Here is an 18,560-nt window from a genome sequence, read left to right on the forward strand (position 1 = left end):
CTGGGTGCGGGTGCAGATCCGGACGTCATCCTTCCTGAGGGGGGAGCGATCCGGGCCGTGTTCGTCAGAAGCCGCTGCACCACGATCGGCCCTCGTCCGAGGGCCGGGACCAACGAACCAGAACGGGATACCGCCGTGCGCACGTACAGCCCCAAGCCCGCTGACATCCAGCGTGAGTGGCTCGTCATCGACGCCACCGACGTGGTCCTGGGCCGCCTCGCCGTCCAGACCGCGAACCTCCTCCGCGGCAAGCACAAGCCGACCTTTGCTCCTCACATGGACATGGGCGACTTCGTCATCATCGTGAACGCCTCCAAGGTGTCGCTGTCGGGGACCAAGAAGACCACCAAGATGGCCTACCGCCACTCCGGCTACCCGGGCGGCCTCTCGGCCACCCCGTTCGGTGAGCTCCTCGAGAAGGACGCCCGCAAGGCCATCGAGAAGGCTGTGTGGGGCATGCTCCCGAAGAACAAGCTCGGTCGCCAGATGCTGAAGAAGCTCAAGGTCTACGCCGGCCCCGACCACCCGCACCTGGCCCAGCAGGCCACTCCCTTCGAGATCTCCCAGATCTCCCAGTGACGACTGAGGACTCACAGATGACTGAGAACACCACCGAGGTCGAGGAGACCTTCGAGACCGACGCCGAGGGCGTCGCCTACACGTCCGAGAGCGACGCCTCCGCGGACACCCCGGCCCGCCCGGCGACCATCGCCCCCGGCGCGGCCACCGGCCGTCGCAAGGAGGCCGTCGCCCGCGTGCGCATCGTCCCGGGCACCGGCGAGTGGACCATCAACGGCCGCACGCTCGACAGCTACTTCCCCAACAAGCTGCACCAGCAGATCGCGAACGAGCCGTTCGTCGAGCTGCAGCTCGAGGGTCGCTTCGACGTGATCGCCCGCATCCACGGCGGCGGCATCGCCGGCCAGGCCGGCGCCCTGCGCCTCGGCGTGGCCCGCTCGCTCAACGCCATCGACGTCGAGGCCAACCGCCCGGCGCTGAAGAAGGCCGGTCTGCTGACCCGCGACGCCCGCGTCGTGGAGCGCAAGAAGGCCGGTCTCAAGAAGGCCCGCAAGGCCTCGCAGTTCAGCAAGCGCTGATCCACCGGGTCGCATGGCGACCTGCCCCCAGGGCCCGCACTGCCGTCAGGCGGTGCGGGCCCTGTGCCGTCCCGGGGCCCACCCCTGGGGGTGAGGTCCAACCGTCAAACCGCCAGCATCACCACAGGTCTCGTCAAGGTGGTGTGAAGCCGGTCACACGCCTCTCGGTTCCTGCCTAGCGTCGCGAACGTGCGCCGTGGGGGTGCACCACGCACCCAGGGGGATCTTCATGACACTTCTACACCGGGGGGCCGCCGGCCTCGCCTTCGCCGCCCTCGTGGCCGCCGGCCTGGCGCCGGCCGCGCACGCCGACACCGTCGCGGCTGACACCCTCGTCAGTGGTGTCGCCTCGCTCGGCAACGTCTGCCGCGGCGCGACGGCCACCGGATCGGTCGGCTTCGCGTTGAAGCGCACCGGCAGCGCCACGAACGGCCAGGTCTGGGGCAATACGGCCAACGTCACGGTCACCCCGACCTCCCAACCTTCAGGCATGACGCTGGGCAGCACGTCCGTGACGACACCGTTCAACTGGACCACGCTGAACCCGGCCACGCTCATCGACGCCGGGGACGCGTCGGTCTCGCTCACGGTCCCGGCCAACGCCGCGACAGGAGTGCGGACGGTCGGCGTCACCTACACCGCGAGCGGACAGGGCGCGTCGGTGACGACCACCTCGAACGACGCATCGGTGACCTTCAGCTGGAACGTCGTCGACTGCACCCCCGCCGACACCACGGCGCCGGTGATCACCAAGGTCCTCACCCCTGCGCAGCCCGACGGCGCCAACGGGTGGTACCGCACCGACGTGGGGATCGACTGGACCGTGTCGGACCCCGAGTCCGCGTTCACCGCGCAGGGCTGCGCCGACACAGCGTTGACCACCGACGGCTCGTTGACCTCCTCGTGCTCCGCCACGAGCACCGGCGGCACTGCCGGCCCGGTGAGTGTCACCGTGAAGCGTGACGCGACCCCGCCCACGCTCGAGCCGGTCGTCGTCGGTGACCTGGGACAGAACGGGTGGTACACCGGTGCCGTCACCGTCTCCTGGAAGGCGGGCGACGACACCTCGGGCGTCGACCTCGCCACCGTCTGTGGCGCATCCACCCTCACCGAGGACGTTGCCTCACGCACGTTCAGCTGCACCGTCAAGGACCTCGCCGGCAACACCGCCACGGCGTCGGCCACGGTCAAGCGCGACGCCACCGACCCGCTCGTCGTCTCCCACGTGGGCGGCACGCTCGGCGGCGGCGGCTGGTACACCAGCGACGTCGAGGTCACCTGGACCGTCTCGGACGCGACCTCGGACCTCGCGAGCACCACCGGTTGCGGTGCCACCACGCTCGACGAGGACAGCGCGGGGACGACGTACACCTGCACGGCGACCGACCGCGCGGGCAACGGCACCAGTGAGACGGTGGACCTGAAGCGCGACGCCTCTGCGCCCGACGTCTCCTTCACGCGCGCCGGCCTCGAGGGTGACAACGGCTGGTACCGGGGCCCGGTGGTGCTGGACTGGACGGTCTCCGACGGCTTCTCGGGGCTGGGAACCGTCGTGGGGTGCGCGGACCGCACGGTCACGGCCGACGGGCGCCACACCTTCCCCTGCACCGCGACGGACGCGGCAGGCAACGTGGCGCAGGCCTCGGCGCTCGTCGACCTTGACGCCACCGCACCGAGCATCACGCCGACCGCAACGGGCCGGACCAAGGGAACCGCGTGGTTCACCGGCGACGTCGACGTCACGTGGGCCGTCGTGGACCCGACCTCCGGGGTCACGAGCAGCGCCGGTTGCGACAAGGTCACCCTGGGCGAGGACAGCACCGGGACGACGTACACCTGCTCGGCCACGGACGATGCCGGCAACACCGACAGCGTGAGCACCACGGTGAAGCGCGACGCGACGCCGCCGGTGCTGACGCTGACGGGCGGCCCGGTCCACCAGGCGACCTACAACTTCGGCGACGTGCCGGCGGCGGCCACCTGCGTGGCGAGCGATCCCACGTCGGGCCTGGTCGGCCCCTGCGCCGTCACCGCCGGCCCCACCGCCGTCGGTTCCGGCGCCCAGGTCGCCACTGCCACCGACAAGGCCGGCAACGTCGCCACCGACACACGGAGCTACACGGTCGCCGCGTGGCGCTCCGACGGCTTCTACAAGCCGGTGACGATGGGGGCGACGGTGGTCAACACCGTCAAGGCCGGCTCGACCGTGCCGCTGAAGTTCAACGTCTTCAAGGGCACCACGGCGATGACGTCGGGGATCGGCGCGACCTTCGTGGCGAAGAAGGTGGGCTGTGACGGCTCGGACCTCGCTGCCGCGGTCGACGAGTTCGGCACCACCGGCAGCACCAGCCTCCGCTACGACGCCTCGGGCGCGCAGTGGGTGCAGAACTGGGCGACTCCGTCGAGCGGCAAGGCCTCGTGCTACCGCGTCACCCTGACGACCGCCGACGGGTCGTCGACCTCGGCGGACTTCGCGCTCAAGTAGACGGGGGATGGGGGAAGCGTCATGGCCCGGGGGCCACGTAGGCTCCCGGGCCATGACGCGACTCTTCGGCACGGACGGCGTCCGGGGCCTGGCCAACGACACGTTGACCGCCGAGCTGGCCCTGGACCTGTCGGTCTGCGCCGCGCACGTCCTGGCCGACCGGGGCGAGTTCGAGGGCCACCGCCCCGTCGCCGTGGTCGGGCGTGACACGCGCATCTCCGGGCAGTTCCTCGAGGCCGCGGTCGTCGCGGGCCTGGCGTCCGCGGGCGTCGACGTACTGCTCCTGGGGGTGCTGCCGACCCCGGGCGTGGCCTACATGACCGAGCGCCTCGGCGCCGACCTCGGCGTGATGCTGTCGGCCTCGCACAACCCGATGCCCGACAACGGCATCAAGTTCCTCGCCCGCGGCGGGCACAAGCTCGACGACGCGATCGAGATCGCGATCGAGCGACGCATGGGCGAGCCGTGGGAGCGGCCCACCGGTGGCGACGTGGGCCGCGTGACGGTCTACGACACGGCCGTCGAGGAGTACGCCGCCCACCTCGAAGGCACGATCACCCACCCGCTGGTGGGGCTCAAGGTCGTGCTCGACTGCGCCGAGGGTGCCGCGCACGCCGCCGGCCCGCGGGCGCTCGAGGACGCCGGCGCGACGGTCGTCGCGATCCACGCCGACCCCGACGGGCTCAACATCAACGACAGCTGCGGCTCGACCCACGTGGAGTCGCTGCAGGCCGCGGTGCTCGAGCACGGCGCCGATGCCGGCTTCGCGCTCGACGGCGACGCCGACCGGTGCCTGGCGGTCGACCACGAGGGCAACGTCGTCGACGGCGACCAGATCCTCGCCATCCTCGCGCTCTCGCTGCGCGACCAGGGACGCCTGGCCAAGGACACCGTCGTCGCGACGGTGATGAGCAACCTGGGCTTCGTGCAGGCGCTGCGCGCCAACGACGTCGGCGTACGCCAGACGAAGGTGGGCGACCGCTACGTCCTCGAGGCGATGAAGGTCTCCGGCTACTCCCTCGGCGGCGAGCAGTCGGGCCACGTCATCCTCAGTGACCACGCCACCACCGGCGACGGCATCCTCACCACGCTCCACGTGATGGAGCGGATGGCCACGACCGGCCGCTCGCTGGCCGACCTGGCCTCGGTGATGACGCGCCTGCCGCAGGTGCTGCTCAACGTCTCCGGCGTCGACAAGTCGCGCGCCGACGAGGACGCGGTGCTCGCCGCGGCGGTCGCCGAGGAGGAGGCCGCGCTGGGGGAGCGGGGCCGGATCCTGCTGCGCCCCTCGGGCACCGAGCCGATCGTGCGCGTGATGGTCGAGGCACCCACCCATGACGAGGCGCAGGGCGTCGCCTCGCGCCTCGCCGACGTGGTGAAGCAGCAGCTCGCGCTCTGAGGTCGCTGCCCCGCCCTCTGTGTCATGAGGACTGCGGGTCCGCACCCGCAATCCCCATGACGGTCCACGACCTGCCGCACTAGGGTCGCCGCCGTGGTCGACATCGAGCAGATCAACCCGCGCAACGAGGCGGCCCTGCGGGCGTGGTGGGAGGTCGGGCACGCGGCCACGGCGTACCGCCCCGGGAAGCCGTGGCCGCTGTGGGAGCAGAGCCGCGTGGCCCTGCCCGCCGACAACCCCGAGCGGGGCATCACGCTGCTCGGCGCGATCGACGGCCGCGAGATGGTGGGCGCGGGCCTGCTGACCCGCACGCTGCGCGAGAACCTGCACGCCGCGATGGCGTTCGCGTTCGTGCGGCCCGACCGCACCCGCGAGGGCACCGGTCGCCGCCTCGCCGACGAGCTCGAGGTCGTGGCGGCCGGCGACGGGCGTACGACGCTGCAGAGCGAGGCCTACCTCCCACCGGGCGGCGCGGGCGTGCCCGAGGCGTTCGCGCGGGCGATGGGCTACGACGTCGCCAGCCGGGAGTCGATCAAGGAGCTGGCCACGGGGGACTACCTCGCCCGTCGCGACGCGCTCGCGGCCGCGGTGCGCGCCGACGGCTACCGGGTCGTCACCTTCGACACCGTGTGCCCCGAGGAGCACCTCGACTCCTTCGGACGGCTGCTCGGGATGCTCATGTCGGAGGTGCCGCTGGGCGAGCTCGACCTGACGACCTCGGAGTGGACGCCCGAGCGCATCCGGGCCGCCGAGCAGCGACAGGTCGCCACCGGCCGCCACGTGCACACCGCGCTCGCGATCGCCGCGGACGGCGCGGTGGCGGGTGTCTCCGACGTACGCGTCGACGACACCGACCACGAGCACGCGCAGGTCGGCATCACGATCGTCGACCCCGCCCACCGCGGGCGCCGGCTCGGGCTGGCGCTCAAGCTCGCCACGCACGACCTGGTGCTGGCGGCGTACCCCACGCTGGAGCGCGTCGACACGTCCAACGCCGAGGTCAACACGCACATGAACGCCGTCAACGAGGCGCTGGGCTATCGCACGATCGAGACGCTGCTGGAGCTGCAGAAGAAGCTGTGAGTCAGCGCGCGTCGAACGCGGTGTCGTAGTCCTCGCGGGAGGCGAGGATCACGGCGAGGTGCGTCTCCGCCCAGTCGGTGAGGGTGGCGATCGGTCCGGTGAGCGAGGCCCCGAGCGGGGTGAGCTCGTAGTCCACGCGCGGCGGGACCTGGGCGTGCACGGTGCGGGTCAGCAGCCCGTCGCGCTCCATCGCGCGCAGCGTCTGGGTGAGCACCTTCGGCGCGACGCCGCCGATGCGGGCGCGCAGCTCGCTGAAGCGCAGGCTCCCCCCCTCGAGCGAGGCGATCACCAGGACGGTCCACTTGTCGCCGATGCGGTCGAGCACGACGCGGGTGGGGCACTCGGGGTCGAACGCGTCGCCGCGGGTCGCCTGGGGCTCTATGGTTACCACGAGGTACTTATAGCACGTTGAAGTGCTTGGTTACCAATGGTTACCGTGGCAGTCGTTCCCCCCATCGACCCATGAAGGACCTCCCATGAAGATCGCACTGTTCGGCGCCACCGGCATGGTCGGCACCCGCTTCGCCGCCGAGGCCACGGCCCGCGGCCACGAGGTGACCGGGCTCAGCCGCTCCACCGGCGGCGACCTCGCCGACCCCGCTGCCGTGCGCGACGCGGCCGCCTCGCACGACGTCATCGTCTCCGCGACGGGCCCCAGCCGCACCGGTGCGCCCCACCAGGAGTGGCTCGACGCCGTCGCCACCCTGATCGCGAACGCCGGCGACGCACGCGTGCTCTTCGTCGGAGGCGCGGGCTCGCTGCTCACCCCGGACGGCACCCGGCTGCTCGACACCGACGACTTCCCCGAGGAGTACAAGGCCGAGGCCACCTCGGGCGCCGCCGCCCTCGACCTCTTCCGCGCCGCGCCCGACTCCCTCGACTGGACCTTCGTCAGCCCGGCGCCGGTCATCGCGCCCGGCGAGCGCACCGGCTCCTACGCCACCTCGCTCGACACCCCCGCCGGTGACTTCATCAGCGCCGAGGACTACGCGGTCGTGCTCGTCGACGAGATCGAGCAGCCGCAGCACCGGCGCCAGCGCTTCTCCGCCGCCACCGCCTGAGCCCACGGCTCCCGTCATCCCGGGACAGGGTCGGGACATCGGTCCGCTGCGCCCGGGACGACGGGAGCAGCACGCTCCTGGGCATGACACTCATCGACACCCACACGCCGTCCGCCACCACCGCCCTCCCGGTCCCGAGCCGCAGCCGCCGAGCCGTCCTCGTGCTCGTCGGTCTGCTCAACTGCGCGCTGCCCACCGTGTTCACCCTCAACATCACCCGGATGCTCCTCACCGGCGAGCTGTCCGAGCACCGCTACCACCAGCTCACCGGGCAGGGGGAGATCCTCTTCGCCCTCTGGCTGGTCCCCATCGTGCTGATGCTCCGCGCCGGCTGGCGCGGTCGTCGGCCCGCTGCCGCTACCGGTCTGCACCACCTCGTGCTCATCGGGACCGGAGTCGTCGCAGCCACGCTCGCCCCCGGCGGCGGCGCCCCGTTCCTCGTCGCGGTGGTCACGGTCACCGGCGCCCTGCTCTGGGCGGCCCTGCCCGCGCGCCCCCGGCTGCGGCTGCCGCTGCGGATCGACCCGCTGCTCGCCCCGCTCGCCCTGGTCGGCAGTGCCCTGCTGGTGGCGTACGCCATCGACCAGCTGGCGTTGCAGGACGCGGCGACGACCGGGTTCCACTCCTCCAACCCGCACTTCTTCGACCAGGCGTGGATCGCGCTCACGCTCGCTGCCATGGGCCTGCTGGCCGCGCTGCTGCCCGCGGCCCGGCGCTCGGTGCGCTGGGTCGCCCTGGCGCTGGTCGTCCTCGGCGGTGCCGGACTCGCGCTGGGCGAGGGCGCCCCGGTCCACGGCGGTCTGCTCGTCCTCGGCGCGGTGACCGGACTCGCCGACCTGGCCGGGCGCCGTTCGCTGTCGCGGAACTGACCCGGCCCGGTGCCGACCCGACCTACACTCCGCAACGTGCTGACCGCGCCGCGCCCCGAAGACACCGTCCTCGGGGCGCGTCCCGATCGCCCGCTGCGCGGCTCGGTTCCCTCCCTCGCGGTCGCTGCCCTGGGGGTCGTGGGTGCGTTCGCGGCGCTGCTCCTCGTGTCGGCCTCGGGGTCGTGGGGCCTGGTGCCCGCCGCCCAGGTGCCGGTCGACGCGACGGTGGGCATCGCGTTCCCGGTGATGGCAGTGGTCATGCTGACCGCGTCGAACCTCGGACGCGGCGCCCGCGCACTGGCCCGGGTGCTGCTCGTGGCGGGCGCCTGCTCCGGCGTCGCAGCCCTGACCACCGCTGTCTGCCTCGCCAGCGGTTCGCGCGCGCACGCAGACGATCTCGTCGTGCAGGTCGCCGTGCAGGTTCAGGGCGCCATCTGGGTACCGGGCTTCGTCCCCCTGCTGACGCTCGTGCCGCTGCTCTACCCCGACGGCCTGCTCCCCGGCCGGGCCTGGCGGTGGGCAGCCGCGGCCTCGGTGATCGGGACGCTGGCGCTGACCGTCGGGATCGGCCTCTACCCCGAGACGTTCCCGGGCCAGGTGCCACTGCCCAAGCCCGTCGTCCACCTGCCCGCCTCTCGCCTCCTCACCGTCGTCGGCGCGGTGGTCCTGCTCCCGGCCGGGGTCCTCGCCCTCGCCTCGCCCGTGGTGCGGCTGGTGCGGGCGCGAGGGCTGCGTCGCCGGCAGGTCGTGGTGCTGCTGGTCGCCGCCGCCGTGCTGGCCGCGGTCACGGCCGCCCAGGGCGTGCTGCCCACGCCACTCGACGTGGTGGCGCAGGCGGTCGCCGCAGGCCTCGTCGCGGTGGCGATCGGCGTCGCCGTCACCCGGCACGGTCTGTACGACCTCGACACCGCCGTGGCGCGTGCCCTGGTGGCGGCCAGCCTGGCGGTCTGCCTGGCAGGGGCATACCTCACGCTCTTCACTGTGCTGCAGGCACTTCCGCAGCACCGCTCAGCACTCAGTGCCGCCCTCGCCGCCGGACTCACCGGTGTGGTGCTCCAGCCGCTCGGCCGCCGCCTCACCTCCGGCGTCGACCGCCTGTTCTACGGGGACCGCGCAGATCCCTTCGCGGTGACGGCCGAGCTCGCGGCGCGGCTGACCCGCACCGGTCTCGACGTGGCGGTCGTGCCGCAGGTCGTGTGCGACACCGTCGTGGAGTCGCTGCGACTCCCCGCCGCGCAGGTGCGGCTGGTGATGGAGGGGAGCACCCCGGTCGTGGCCGTGGCGGGAGACCCGGGGCCAGCCGATGCCGCCTCCGGCTTCGAGCTGCGCCACCGCGGCGAGGTCGTGGGACGGCTCGAGGTGTGGCGCCGCACGGGTGAGCGGACCCTCGACGAGCGCGACGACGCGGTGGTCCGCGGCATCGCGGACCAGGTCTCGCCCGCGATCGCGGCGCTCCAGCTGCACCGGCAGCTCCAACGCAGTCGTGAGGCGCTGGTCGCGGCCCGCGAGGACGAGCGACTCCGGTTGCGCCGCGAGCTCCACGACGGGCTGGGCGCGACCCTCGCCGGCCTGCGGCTGCAGGTGGAGACCGCGTCCGACCTCACGAACGACCAGGACGTGTCCCGGTTGCTCGAGTCGGCCGGCGCCGGTGTGGCGGGGGCCGTCGCCGAGGTCCGCGCCGTCACCGACGGCCTACGTCCGGCGGGCATCGACGAGCTCGGCCTGCCGCGGGCGCTCGCCGCGCTCGCCGATCGCATCTGGGTGCCGGGGCTCGAGGTCCGTGTCGACGTCGCCCCGCACGTCCGGGCGGATCCCGCCGTCGAGGTCGCGCTGCACCGGATCGCGGGCGAGGCGCTCGCCAACGCCGCCCGGCACTCCGGTGCCCGGCACGTCGTGCTCCGCGTGAGTGACGCCCACGGCATCACGCTCGAGGTGTCCGACGACGGGATCGGGCTCGACGCGCGAACCGACACCTCCAGCTCAGGCCTGGGCCTGGCCTCCATGCAGCGCCGTGCCGAGGAGGTGGGCGGCTCATTCCAGGCCCTCTCCTCCGAGCGCGGCACCACCGTGACTGCCGTGCTTCCCCACTCCGTAGGAGACCTGTGATGGGCGACCCGTCCACGTCGGTGCTCATCGTCGACGACCACCCGCTCTTCATCGACGGAGTCCGGGCCGCGTTGTCCGGCACGCCGGGCCTCGAGGTGGTGGGAGAGGCCCACGACGTGGCGCAGGCGCTCGACGCCGTCGCGACGCTCAGGCCCGACGTCGTCCTGATGGACCTCAACCTCCCCGACGGCTCGGGCATCGACGCCACCCGGGCGATCCTCGCCGCCGCGCCGACGACCCGCGTGCTCGTGATCACCATGTCGGCCGACGACGACGCCATCGTGGCGGCGATGCGGGCCGGTGCGCGCGGCTACGTCGTCAAGGGGTCAGGACGCGCCGACCTCGTGCAGGCGGTCACGACGGTCGCCGGCGGCGGGGCGGTCTTCAGCCCCGCGGTGGCGGCGCGGCTGGGTTCGTTCTTCGACGGCCTGGCCGCCCAGCCTGGCCGCGAGCTGTTCCCCCAGCTCAGCGACCGCGAGCGGGAGGTGCTCGACCTCGTCGCCCGCGGGCTCGACAACCGCCGCATCGCGCGCGAGCTCCACCTGTCCGACAAGACCGTGCGCAACCAGGTCTCGCTGCTCCTCGGCAAGCTGGGGGTCGCCGACCGTGCGGAGGCGATCGCCCGCGCGCGGCGGGCCGGGCTCGGCCGGGAGCCCGGTTCCTGACCCGTGCGCAGAGGTGCCTACGACTCAGAGCTTGCGCAGCCGCACGTAGCGCACCGAGTGGTCGGTGTCCTTGCGCAGCACGAGGTTGGCGCGCGAGCGGGTCGGGGCGACGTTCTGCACGAGGTTGGGCTCGTTGATCGAGTCCCAGATGCGGGTGGCCTGGTCGACGGCCTCGTCGTGCGACAGTGCGGCGTACTTGCGGAAGTACGACGCCGGGTCGCGGAAGGCCGTCTCGCGCAGCCGCAGGAAGCGGTCGACGTACCACCGCTTGATGTCGGCCAGGGCGGCGTCGACGTAGACGGAGAAGTCGAAGAAGTCGCTGACCGCCAGCCCCGTGCGGCCGTCCTCGCGCACCCGGGCGGGCTGCAGCACGTTGAGCCCCTCGACGATCACGATGTCGGGCCGCTTCACCACGACCTTCTCCTCGGGCACGACGTCGTAGACGAGGTGGGAGTAGATCGGTGCCTCGACCTCGTCGCGGCCGGACTTGATGTCGATGACGAACTTCAGCAGCGCCCGGCGGTCGTAGGACTCCGGGAAGCCCTTGCGGTGCAGCAGGCCGCGGCGCTCGAGCTCGGCGTTGGGCAGCAGGAAGCCGTCGGTGGTGACCAGCGCGACGTTGGGGTGCTCGGGCCAGTGGGCGAGCATCTGCTGCAGCACGCGCGCGGTGGTCGACTTGCCGACCGCCACCGACCCGGCGAGGCCGATGACGAACGGCGTACGCGGCGGGGTGACGCGGTGCAGGAACTCCTCCTGCTCGCGGTGCAGGCGCGAGTTGGCCGCGACGTAGAGGCTGAGCAGGCGCGAGAGCGGCAGGTAGACCTGCTCGATCTCGCGGAGGTCGAGCTGGTCGCCGAGCCCGCGCAGGCGCACGACCTCCTCGGGCGTCAGCGCGGTCTCGGCCGTGCCGGCGAGCTGGGCCCACGCGGCTCGCTCGAGCTCGACGTAGGGGGAGGCCTCATTGCCGTTGGACCCGCCGTTGGAGGGCGACGCGACCTCGGACATGGGTGCGATTGTGGCACCGCGACGGGCCGCAGGCGTGCAGCGGCCTGCCGATAGACTCCCCGGCCATGTGCGGAATCGTCGGATATGTGGGTGACAAGCCGGCCGAGGCCGTGGTGATCGAGGGCCTCAGGCGCCTGGAGTACAGGGGCTACGACTCCGCCGGGATCGCCCTGGTGCAGGACGGGGCGATCGTCTCCGACAAGCGCGCCGGCAAGCTGGCCAACCTCGAGAAGGCCATCGCCGAGTCGCCGCTCCCGCAGGTCACCACCGGCATCGGCCACACCCGCTGGGCCACCCACGGACCGCCGACCGATCGCAACGCCCACCCCCACCTCGGGCGCGCGCGTCGCGTGGCGCTGGTGCACAACGGGATCATCGAGAACTTCGCCGAGCTGCGGGGCCGCCTCGAGTCCGAGGGCGTCGAGATGGCGTCCGACACCGACACCGAGGTCGCCGCCCACCTGCTCGAGGAGCAGCTGGAGACCGGCGTCGACCTCACCGTCGCCATGCAGCAGGTGTGCCGCGGGCTGCGCGGTGCCTTCACCCTCGTCGCCGTCGACGCCCACGACCCCGACCGCGTCGTCGCCGCCCGGCGCAACTCGCCGCTGGTCGTCGGCATCGGGGAGGGGGAGAACTTCCTCGGCTCCGACGTCGCGGCCTTCATCGAGCACACCCGCGAGGCCATGGAGCTCGACCAGGACCAGGTCGTGACCATCACCCGCGACGGCGTCAGCGTCTCGGGCTTCGACGGCACCCCGGCCGAGGGCCGGCGCTACCACGTCGACTGGGACCTCTCGGCTGCGGAGAAGGACGGCCACGACTGGTTCATGCGCAAGGAGATCTTCGAGCAGCCGCGCGCCGTGGCCGACTCGCTGCTCGGGCGCCGAGGCGCCGACGGGCTGCTGCAGCTCGACGAGATGCGCCTGTCCGACCAGGACCTGCGCGACGTCGACAAGATCATCATCATCGCGGCCGGCACGTCGTTCTACGCCGGCATGGTGGCCAAGTACGCCATCGAGCACTGGTGCCGCATCCCGGTCGAGGTCGAGCTCGCCAGCGAGTTCCGCTACCGCGACCCGATCCTCACCAGCGACACCCTCGTCGTCGCGATCAGCCAGTCGGGCGAGACCGCCGACACGCTCCAGGCGATCCGCCACGCGCGCGAGCAGCGCTCGAAGGTGCTCTCGATCTGCAACACCAACGGGTCGACGATCCCGCGCGAGTCCGACGGCGTCATCTACACCCACGCCGGCCCGGAGATCGGCGTCGCCTCGACCAAGGGCTTCCTCACCCAGCTCGTCGCCTGCTACCTGCTCGCGCTCTACCTCGCGCAGGTCAAGGGCACCCGCTACGGCGACGAGATCTCGCAGGTGATGGACCAGCTCGAGCAGATGCCGGCCCACATCGAGACGGTGCTGGCGAAGTCCGAGGAGGTCTACTCCCTCGCCCGGGACCACGTCGGGAGCCGCTCGGTGCTCTTCCTCGGCCGCCACGCCGGCTACCCCGTGGCCCTCGAGGGTGCGCTCAAGCTCAAGGAGATCGCCTACCTCCACGCCGAGGGCTTCGCCGCCGGCGAGCTCAAGCACGGTCCGATCGCGCTGGTCGAGGAGGGCCTGCCGATCCTGTGCGTCGTGCCGCCCCGCGGCCGCGACCAGCTCCACGACAAGATGCTCAGCGGCATCCAGGAGGTGCGTGCGCGCGGCGCCCGCACCCTGTGCCTGGCCGAGGAGGGCGACACCACGATCACGCCCTACGCCGACGTGCTGATCACGCTGCCGCAGGTGCCGGTGCTGCTCCAGCCGCTCGTCGCGGTGGTGCCGCTGCAGCTGTTCGCGTGCGAGCTGGCCACCCAGCTCGGCCACGACGTCGACCAGCCGCGCAACCTCGCCAAGTCCGTCACGGTGGAGTGACGGTGCCCGTCATCGGCGTGGGCATCGACGTGGTCGACATCGACCGGTTCGTGCAGTCGCTCGAGCGCACGCCGGCCCTGCGCGGTCGGCTCTTCACCGACGCCGAGGCGACGCGTCCGCCCGCCTCGCTGGCGGCGAGGTTCGCCGCCAAGGAGGCCATGGCCAAGGCGCTCGGTGCACCGGTCGGCATGGCCTGGCACGACGCGGAGATCGTCTCGGAGGAGACCGGTCGGCCTCGCCTCGAGATCCGCGGCACCGTCGCGGCGCAGGCCGATGCGCTGGGGGTCGCGCACGTCCACGTCTCGCTCTCGCACGACGCCGGCATCGCCTCCGCGGTCGTCGTGCTGGAGGGCTAGGCCGTGCTCCGGGCGCATGCCGTCGACGACGTACGCCGTGCCGAGCGCGCCGCCATGGACGCGCTGGCCGACGGCGCCCTGATGCAGCGGGCCGCCGCCGGCCTGGCCGCCGCGGTGCTCGACCTGCTCGGCGGGGCCTACGGGCGCCGCGTCCTGCTGCTCGTGGGACCGGGTGACAACGGCGGTGACGCGCTCTGGGCCGGGGCCAGGCTCGCGGGACGGGGCGCGCGGGTCGAGGCACTCCTGCTCTCCGAGCGGGCCCACGAGGCGGGGCTGCGAGCCCTGCGCTCCGCCGGCGGCCGCGCCACCCGGGACCTCGACGCCCTGGACCCCGCCCTCGACGTGGTGGTGGACGGCATCGTCGGCATCGGCGGTCGCCCGGGGCTCGACCCCGCCTCGGTCGCGGCGCTGGAGCGCTTCGCCGGGGTGCCCGTGGTCTCGGTCGACGTGCCGTCGGGCGTCGACGTCGACACCGGCCGGCTCGACGGGCCCCACGTCCGGGCCGACCTCACGGTCACCTTCGGCACCCACAAGGTCGCCCACCTCGTCGACCCCGCCTCCGCGGCGTGCGGAGCGCTCCACCTGGTCGACCTCGGCCTCGACGACGAGGCGCTCGGTGAGGCCGTGGTGGCGGCGCTCCAGCCCGACGACGTACGACGTCTGCTGCCGCGACCGGGCCCGTTCGCCCAGAAGTACTCCCGCGGCGTGGTCGGCGTGCGCGCCGGCTCGGGCACCTATCCCGGCGCCGCGCTGCTCGCGGTCGCCGGTGCCGACACCGGCCTGGTCGGCATGGTCCGCTACGTCGGGCCCGACGCGATCGCGCACACCGTGCGCAGCGCCCACCCCGAGGTCGTCGGCGCCGGTCGGGTGCAGGCGTGGGTCGTCGGTCCGGGCGGCGGTGACGACGCGGCGACGATGCTCGCCGAGGCCCGCGCCGACGGTGTGCCGCTCGTGGTGGACGCCGACGCGCTGCAGCACGTCGACGGCCCGTTGCCCGGCAGCGTGCTCACCCCGCACGCCGGCGAGCTCGCTGCGATGCTCGGCGTCGAGCGCACCGAGGTCGAGGCCGCACCGCTCGGCTTCGCCCGTGACGCCGCGGCCCGCTGGGACTGCGTGGTGCTGCTCAAGGGCCACCACACGCTCGTCGCCGACCCGGCCGGCCGGGTGCGCGCGACGACCACCGGTGTGCCGTGGCTGGCCACGGCCGGAGCCGGGGACGTGCTCGCGGGGCTGGTGGGCGCGCTGCTCGCGGCCGGCCTGGAGCCCTACGACGCCGCGTCGGTGGGCTCGTGGGTGCATGGTGCCGCGGCCACGCGGGCGTCCGCCGGCGGGCCGCTGACGGCCGGCCGGGTCGCGGTCCACATCCCGCAGGTCGTCCGCGAGACGCTCGCAGGTTTGGGATGATCGATGGCATGAGCGATCCCGTGCCTGCGCGCGCCGAGATCGTGGTGGACCTCGCTGCCGTGCGCCACAACGTGCGGATCCTCAAGGACCTCGTCTCCGTCGACGGCCCGGTCGCGCTGATGGCCGTGGTGAAGGCCGACGGCTACGGCCACGGCATGGTCGAGGTGGCCGCTGCCGCGCGCGACGCCGGGGCCGACTGGCTGGGCGTCGCCACCATCGACGAGGCGTTGGCGCTGCGCGCCGCGGGTGACCGGGGGCCGCTGCTGTGCTGGCTGAGCGCTCCCGGCGACGACTTCGCCGCCGCGGTCGCCGCCGGGGTGGAGGTGACGGCGTACTCCGTCGAGGAGCTCGAGGAGATCGCCGCCGTCGGCCCGGCGCGCGTGCAGCTCAAGGTCGACACCGGGCTGTCGCGGGGCGGTGCGCCGCGCGCCGCGTGGCACGACTTCTTCGCGGTGGCCGGAGACCTCGAGCGCGAGGGCCGGATCACCGTCAGCGGCATCTGGTCGCACCTCGCCGCGAGCGACGAGCCCGCCCACCCGGCCAACGACGCGCAGGAGGCGGCCTTCCGCGACGCCCTGTCGCTCGCCGCGTCGGCCGGCCTCGACCCCGACGTCGCCCACCTCGCCAACTCGGCGGCCGCGATCCTGCGGCCCTCGGCCCACTTCGACCTGGTGCGGTGCGGCATCGCGACCTACGGTCTCGACCCCGCGCCCGGGGTCAGCCCGCGCCTGGGCCTGCGCCCGGCGATGACCGTGCGTGCCCGCCTGCTGATGAGCAAGGAGGTCGCCGCCGGCGAGGGCGTCTCCTACGGCCACACCTGGCACGCCCCGGAGGACACCACCGTCGGCGTCGTGCCCGCCGGCTACGGCGAGGGGATCCCGCGCGCGGCGGGCAACACCGCCTCGGTGTGGGTCGGCGACTCGCGTCGCCCGATCCGCGGCCGGGTCTGCATGGACCAGCTCGTCGTCGACCTCGACGGCGAGCTGCCGCCCCCGGGCACCGAGGTGGTGCTCTTCGGCCCCGGTGACCTCGGGGAGCCCACCGCCCAGGACTGGGCCGACGCCGTCGGCACCATCAGCTACGAGATCGTGACGCGCGTGGGCGGACGCCTGTCGCGGCGCTTCGTCGACGCCGACGAGACCGCAGGAGGAGACCGGTGAGCATCAAGGGACGCATCTTCGGCACCGTCGTCGGCGCGGCGGGACTCGCCGCCGCCGCGGGTGCCGTCGGGATCGCCCGGCAGAACCGCGTCATCGGCAACCGCGCGGCCGGCGAGCAGGTCGAGTTCGGCGCTCTGCACAGCGCGCGCCGCGTCGTCGTCACGGACGACGCGGTCGACCTGCACGTCGAGATCGACGAGCCGGAGGAATTCGGAGGAGCACCCGCCACCGACGACGACCTCACCGTGGTCTTCGTCCACGGCTACTCCCTCAACCTCGACAGCTGGCACTTCCAGCGCGCGGCCTACCGCGGCCAGGTGCGCACCGTGTTCTACGACCAGCGCAGCCACGGCAGGTCCGCGCGCTCCGGCGAGGAGCACTGCACGATCGAGCAGCTCGGCCACGACCTGCGCCGGGTCATCGAGCACACGGTGCCGGGGCGTTGCGTCGTCGTGGGCCACTCGATGGGGGGCATGAGCGTGATCTCCCTGGCCCAGCAGCACCCCGACCTCTTCGGCGACACCGTGGTGGGTGCCGCACTGATCTCGACGACGGCGGGCGGGCTCGACCCGGGCCGCATCCTGTTCCCGATGCTGCCGCTCGGGCTCGGCGGACGCTTCGTGGGCCGCGCGGTGCGCACCCTCGACCGGGGGCACAAGGTCGTCGACCTGGCCCGGGTCTGGGGCCACGCGGTCGCCGACGTGGTGACCGACCGCTACGCCTTCGGCGACGACGTGCCGGCCTCCCACGTCGAGTTCGTCTACTCGATGCTCAACGCCACCCCCTTCGCGGTGGTGGCCGACTTCTACCCCGCCTTCGCGACCCTCGACCACTTCGACCACCTCGAGCCGCTCAGCCGAGTGCCCACCTCGATCATCTGCGGCACCGAGGACAAGATCACCTCGGTCGGCCACAGCCGCAAGCTGCACAGCAAGATCCCCGGCTCCAGCCTCCTCGAGGTCGAGGGCGCCGGGCACATGGTGCTGCTCGAGCGCCACAAGGAGGTCACCGCCGAGCTCGACGACCTCATCTCGCTCGCGCAGGCCCACGGGGAGGAGCAGCCATGAGCGTCGTCGTACGCCGTGTCGGTCCCGAGGCGGCCCCCGACGTCCTGGCCGTGGTGCGCGAGGCCTTCGGTGCGCGCCCGCCCCTCGACCCGCCGGCCGACGCGCTGGGGGAGGACGTCGACTCGATCGCCCGGCTGCTGGCCGTGCGCGGCGGCCTGCTGGCGACGATCGACGACGCCCCGGTGGGCTGCGCGGTCCTCGACGTGGTGCCTGCCGGCCTGGTGCTCCGCCGCTTCGGCGTGGTGCCGTCGGCGCAGGGGCGGGGCGTGGCCACCGCCCTGGTCGGCGCCGCGAAGCAGGCAGCCGTCGGTCGTGCCGCGCTCGTCGTCGTCGCCCGCGAGGAGCTGCCGGAGACGGTGGCCTTCTGGGAGCGCCACGGCTTCGTCGAGACCGGACGCTCCACGCCCTACGTCGAGCTGTCCCTCGCCCTCGACACCGACTTCGAGGCCCCCGACGCCGAGACGATGCGCGCGCTGGGGGAGCGGGTCGGGCGCAGCCTGGCCGCGGGCGACCTCGTCGTCCTCACCGGCGAGCTGGGCGCCGGCAAGACCACCTTCACCCAGGGCCTCGGCACCGGCCTGCAGGTGCGCGGCGGCGTCACGTCGCCGACGTTCGTCATCGCCCGGGTCCACCCCTCCCTAACCGGCGGGCCCGACCTCGTGCACGTCGACGCCTACCGGCTCGGGGGTCTCGACGAGCTCGACGACCTCGACCTCGACGCGTCCCTGGACGACGCCGTCACCGTCGTCGAGTGGGGCGCGGGACTCGCTGAGTCGCTCGCCGACTCACGGCTCGAGGTGGTCATCGAGCGGGCCGTGGGCGACGCCCCGGCCGACGACGAGCTCGATCCTCGCCGCGTTTGCCTGCGCTGGGTCGTCGGACAGTAACCTCGA

General features: G+C 73.2%; 17 protein-coding genes. 15 read left to right on the forward strand and 2 right to left on the reverse strand.

All coding sequences use genetic code 11. The features are described from left to right. The first annotated feature begins 135 nt into the window (after nucleotides 1-135). From rplM to ASG76_RS15700, 5 genes are all read left to right on the forward strand, one after another. Nucleotides 136-579 (forward strand): 50S ribosomal protein L13, encoded by a 444-nt coding sequence (gene rplM, locus ASG76_RS15680; RefSeq protein WP_056605437.1) that lies wholly within the window; start codon nucleotides 136-138, stop codon nucleotides 577-579. Beyond that, the gene (gene rpsI, locus ASG76_RS15685; RefSeq protein WP_200948216.1) at nucleotides 576-1,097 is read left to right on the forward strand and encodes a 30S ribosomal protein S9; all 522 of its coding nucleotides are present in this window, start codon (nucleotides 576-578) and stop codon (nucleotides 1,095-1,097) included. The genes rplM and rpsI overlap by 4 nt, the downstream gene beginning before the upstream one ends. Before the next feature lie 229 nt (nucleotides 1,098-1,326). Next, nucleotides 1,327-3,582 carry a PxKF domain-containing protein gene (locus tag ASG76_RS15690; protein WP_157559154.1) on the forward strand — a complete coding sequence of 752 codons (2,256 nt, stop codon included), beginning with the start codon at nucleotides 1,327-1,329 and terminating at the stop codon, nucleotides 3,580-3,582. Between the two features lie 52 nt (nucleotides 3,583-3,634). Next, entirely contained in the window at nucleotides 3,635-4,981 is a 1,347-nt protein-coding gene (gene glmM / locus ASG76_RS15695; protein ID WP_056605446.1) for a phosphoglucosamine mutase, read from the forward strand. 93 nt (nucleotides 4,982-5,074) lie between these two features. Continuing rightward, a complete protein-coding gene (locus ASG76_RS15700) occupies nucleotides 5,075-6,064 on the forward strand; it encodes a hypothetical protein (RefSeq protein WP_056605449.1) in 990 nt (329 codons plus the stop codon). 1 nt (nucleotide 6,065) lies between these two features. On the opposite strand, the gene ASG76_RS15705 is transcribed toward ASG76_RS15700, so the two are convergent. Then, nucleotides 6,066-6,455 (reverse strand): winged helix-turn-helix transcriptional regulator, encoded by a 390-nt coding sequence (locus ASG76_RS15705; RefSeq protein WP_056605452.1) that lies wholly within the window; start codon nucleotides 6,453-6,455, stop codon nucleotides 6,066-6,068. A gap of 85 nt (nucleotides 6,456-6,540) precedes the next feature. Here ASG76_RS15705 and ASG76_RS15710 point away from each other — a divergent pair, with 85 nt between their 5' ends. From ASG76_RS15710 to ASG76_RS15725, 4 genes are all read left to right on the forward strand, one after another. After that, a complete protein-coding gene (locus tag ASG76_RS15710; RefSeq protein WP_056605455.1) occupies nucleotides 6,541-7,125 on the forward strand; it encodes an NAD(P)-dependent oxidoreductase in 585 nt (194 codons plus the stop codon). Nucleotides 7,126-7,208: 83 nt separating this feature from the next. Next, on the forward strand, nucleotides 7,209-7,994 hold the full coding sequence (locus ASG76_RS15715; protein ID WP_056605459.1) for a hypothetical protein: 786 nt from the start codon (nucleotides 7,209-7,211) through the stop codon (nucleotides 7,992-7,994). A 36-nt stretch (nucleotides 7,995-8,030) separates the two neighbouring features. Next, nucleotides 8,031-10,100 carry an ATP-binding protein gene (locus ASG76_RS15720; RefSeq protein ID WP_056605462.1) on the forward strand — a complete coding sequence of 690 codons (2,070 nt, stop codon included), beginning with the start codon at nucleotides 8,031-8,033 and terminating at the stop codon, nucleotides 10,098-10,100. Next, nucleotides 10,100-10,765, forward strand: a complete 666-nt coding sequence (locus tag ASG76_RS15725; RefSeq protein WP_056605465.1) for a response regulator — start codon at nucleotides 10,100-10,102, stop codon at nucleotides 10,763-10,765. The genes ASG76_RS15720 and ASG76_RS15725 overlap by 1 nt, the downstream gene beginning before the upstream one ends. A 24-nt stretch (nucleotides 10,766-10,789) precedes the next feature. Here ASG76_RS15725 and coaA read toward each other — a convergent pair whose 3' ends face one another. Further along, nucleotides 10,790-11,770, reverse strand: coding sequence for a type I pantothenate kinase (gene coaA / locus ASG76_RS15730; RefSeq protein ID WP_056605468.1), 981 nt, complete (start codon nucleotides 11,768-11,770; stop codon nucleotides 10,790-10,792). A 65-nt stretch (nucleotides 11,771-11,835) separates the two neighbouring features. Here coaA and glmS point away from each other — a divergent pair, with 65 nt between their 5' ends. The 6 genes from glmS to tsaE are packed head-to-tail and all read left to right on the forward strand — an operon-like array spanning nucleotide 11,836 to nucleotide 18,554. Next, nucleotides 11,836-13,680 carry a glutamine--fructose-6-phosphate transaminase (isomerizing) gene (glmS, locus tag ASG76_RS15735; RefSeq protein ID WP_056605471.1) on the forward strand — a complete coding sequence of 615 codons (1,845 nt, stop codon included), beginning with the start codon at nucleotides 11,836-11,838 and terminating at the stop codon, nucleotides 13,678-13,680. Between the two features lie 2 nt (nucleotides 13,681-13,682). After that, the gene (locus ASG76_RS15740; RefSeq protein ID WP_056605474.1) at nucleotides 13,683-14,036 is read left to right on the forward strand and encodes a holo-ACP synthase; all 354 of its coding nucleotides are present in this window, start codon (nucleotides 13,683-13,685) and stop codon (nucleotides 14,034-14,036) included. A 3-nt stretch (nucleotides 14,037-14,039) separates the two neighbouring features. Beyond that, nucleotides 14,040-15,440 carry an NAD(P)H-hydrate epimerase gene (locus ASG76_RS15745; protein ID WP_157559155.1) on the forward strand — a complete coding sequence of 467 codons (1,401 nt, stop codon included), beginning with the start codon at nucleotides 14,040-14,042 and terminating at the stop codon, nucleotides 15,438-15,440. 8 nt (nucleotides 15,441-15,448) lie between these two features. After that, nucleotides 15,449-16,600 (forward strand): alanine racemase, encoded by a 1,152-nt coding sequence (alr, locus tag ASG76_RS15750; protein ID WP_056605478.1) that lies wholly within the window; start codon nucleotides 15,449-15,451, stop codon nucleotides 16,598-16,600. Beyond that, entirely contained in the window at nucleotides 16,597-17,667 is a 1,071-nt protein-coding gene (locus ASG76_RS15755; RefSeq protein WP_056605481.1) for an alpha/beta fold hydrolase, read from the forward strand. Before alr ends, ASG76_RS15755 begins: the two co-directional genes overlap by 4 nt. After that, entirely contained in the window at nucleotides 17,664-18,554 is an 891-nt protein-coding gene (tsaE, locus tag ASG76_RS18865; protein WP_082587596.1) for a tRNA (adenosine(37)-N6)-threonylcarbamoyltransferase complex ATPase subunit type 1 TsaE, read from the forward strand. The genes ASG76_RS15755 and tsaE overlap by 4 nt, the downstream gene beginning before the upstream one ends. Nucleotides 18,555-18,560 lie beyond the last annotated feature (6 nt).

The sequence above is a fragment of the Nocardioides sp. Soil774 genome (assembly GCF_001428125.1).
Classification (GTDB): Bacteria; Actinomycetota; Actinomycetes; order Propionibacteriales; family Nocardioidaceae; genus Nocardioides.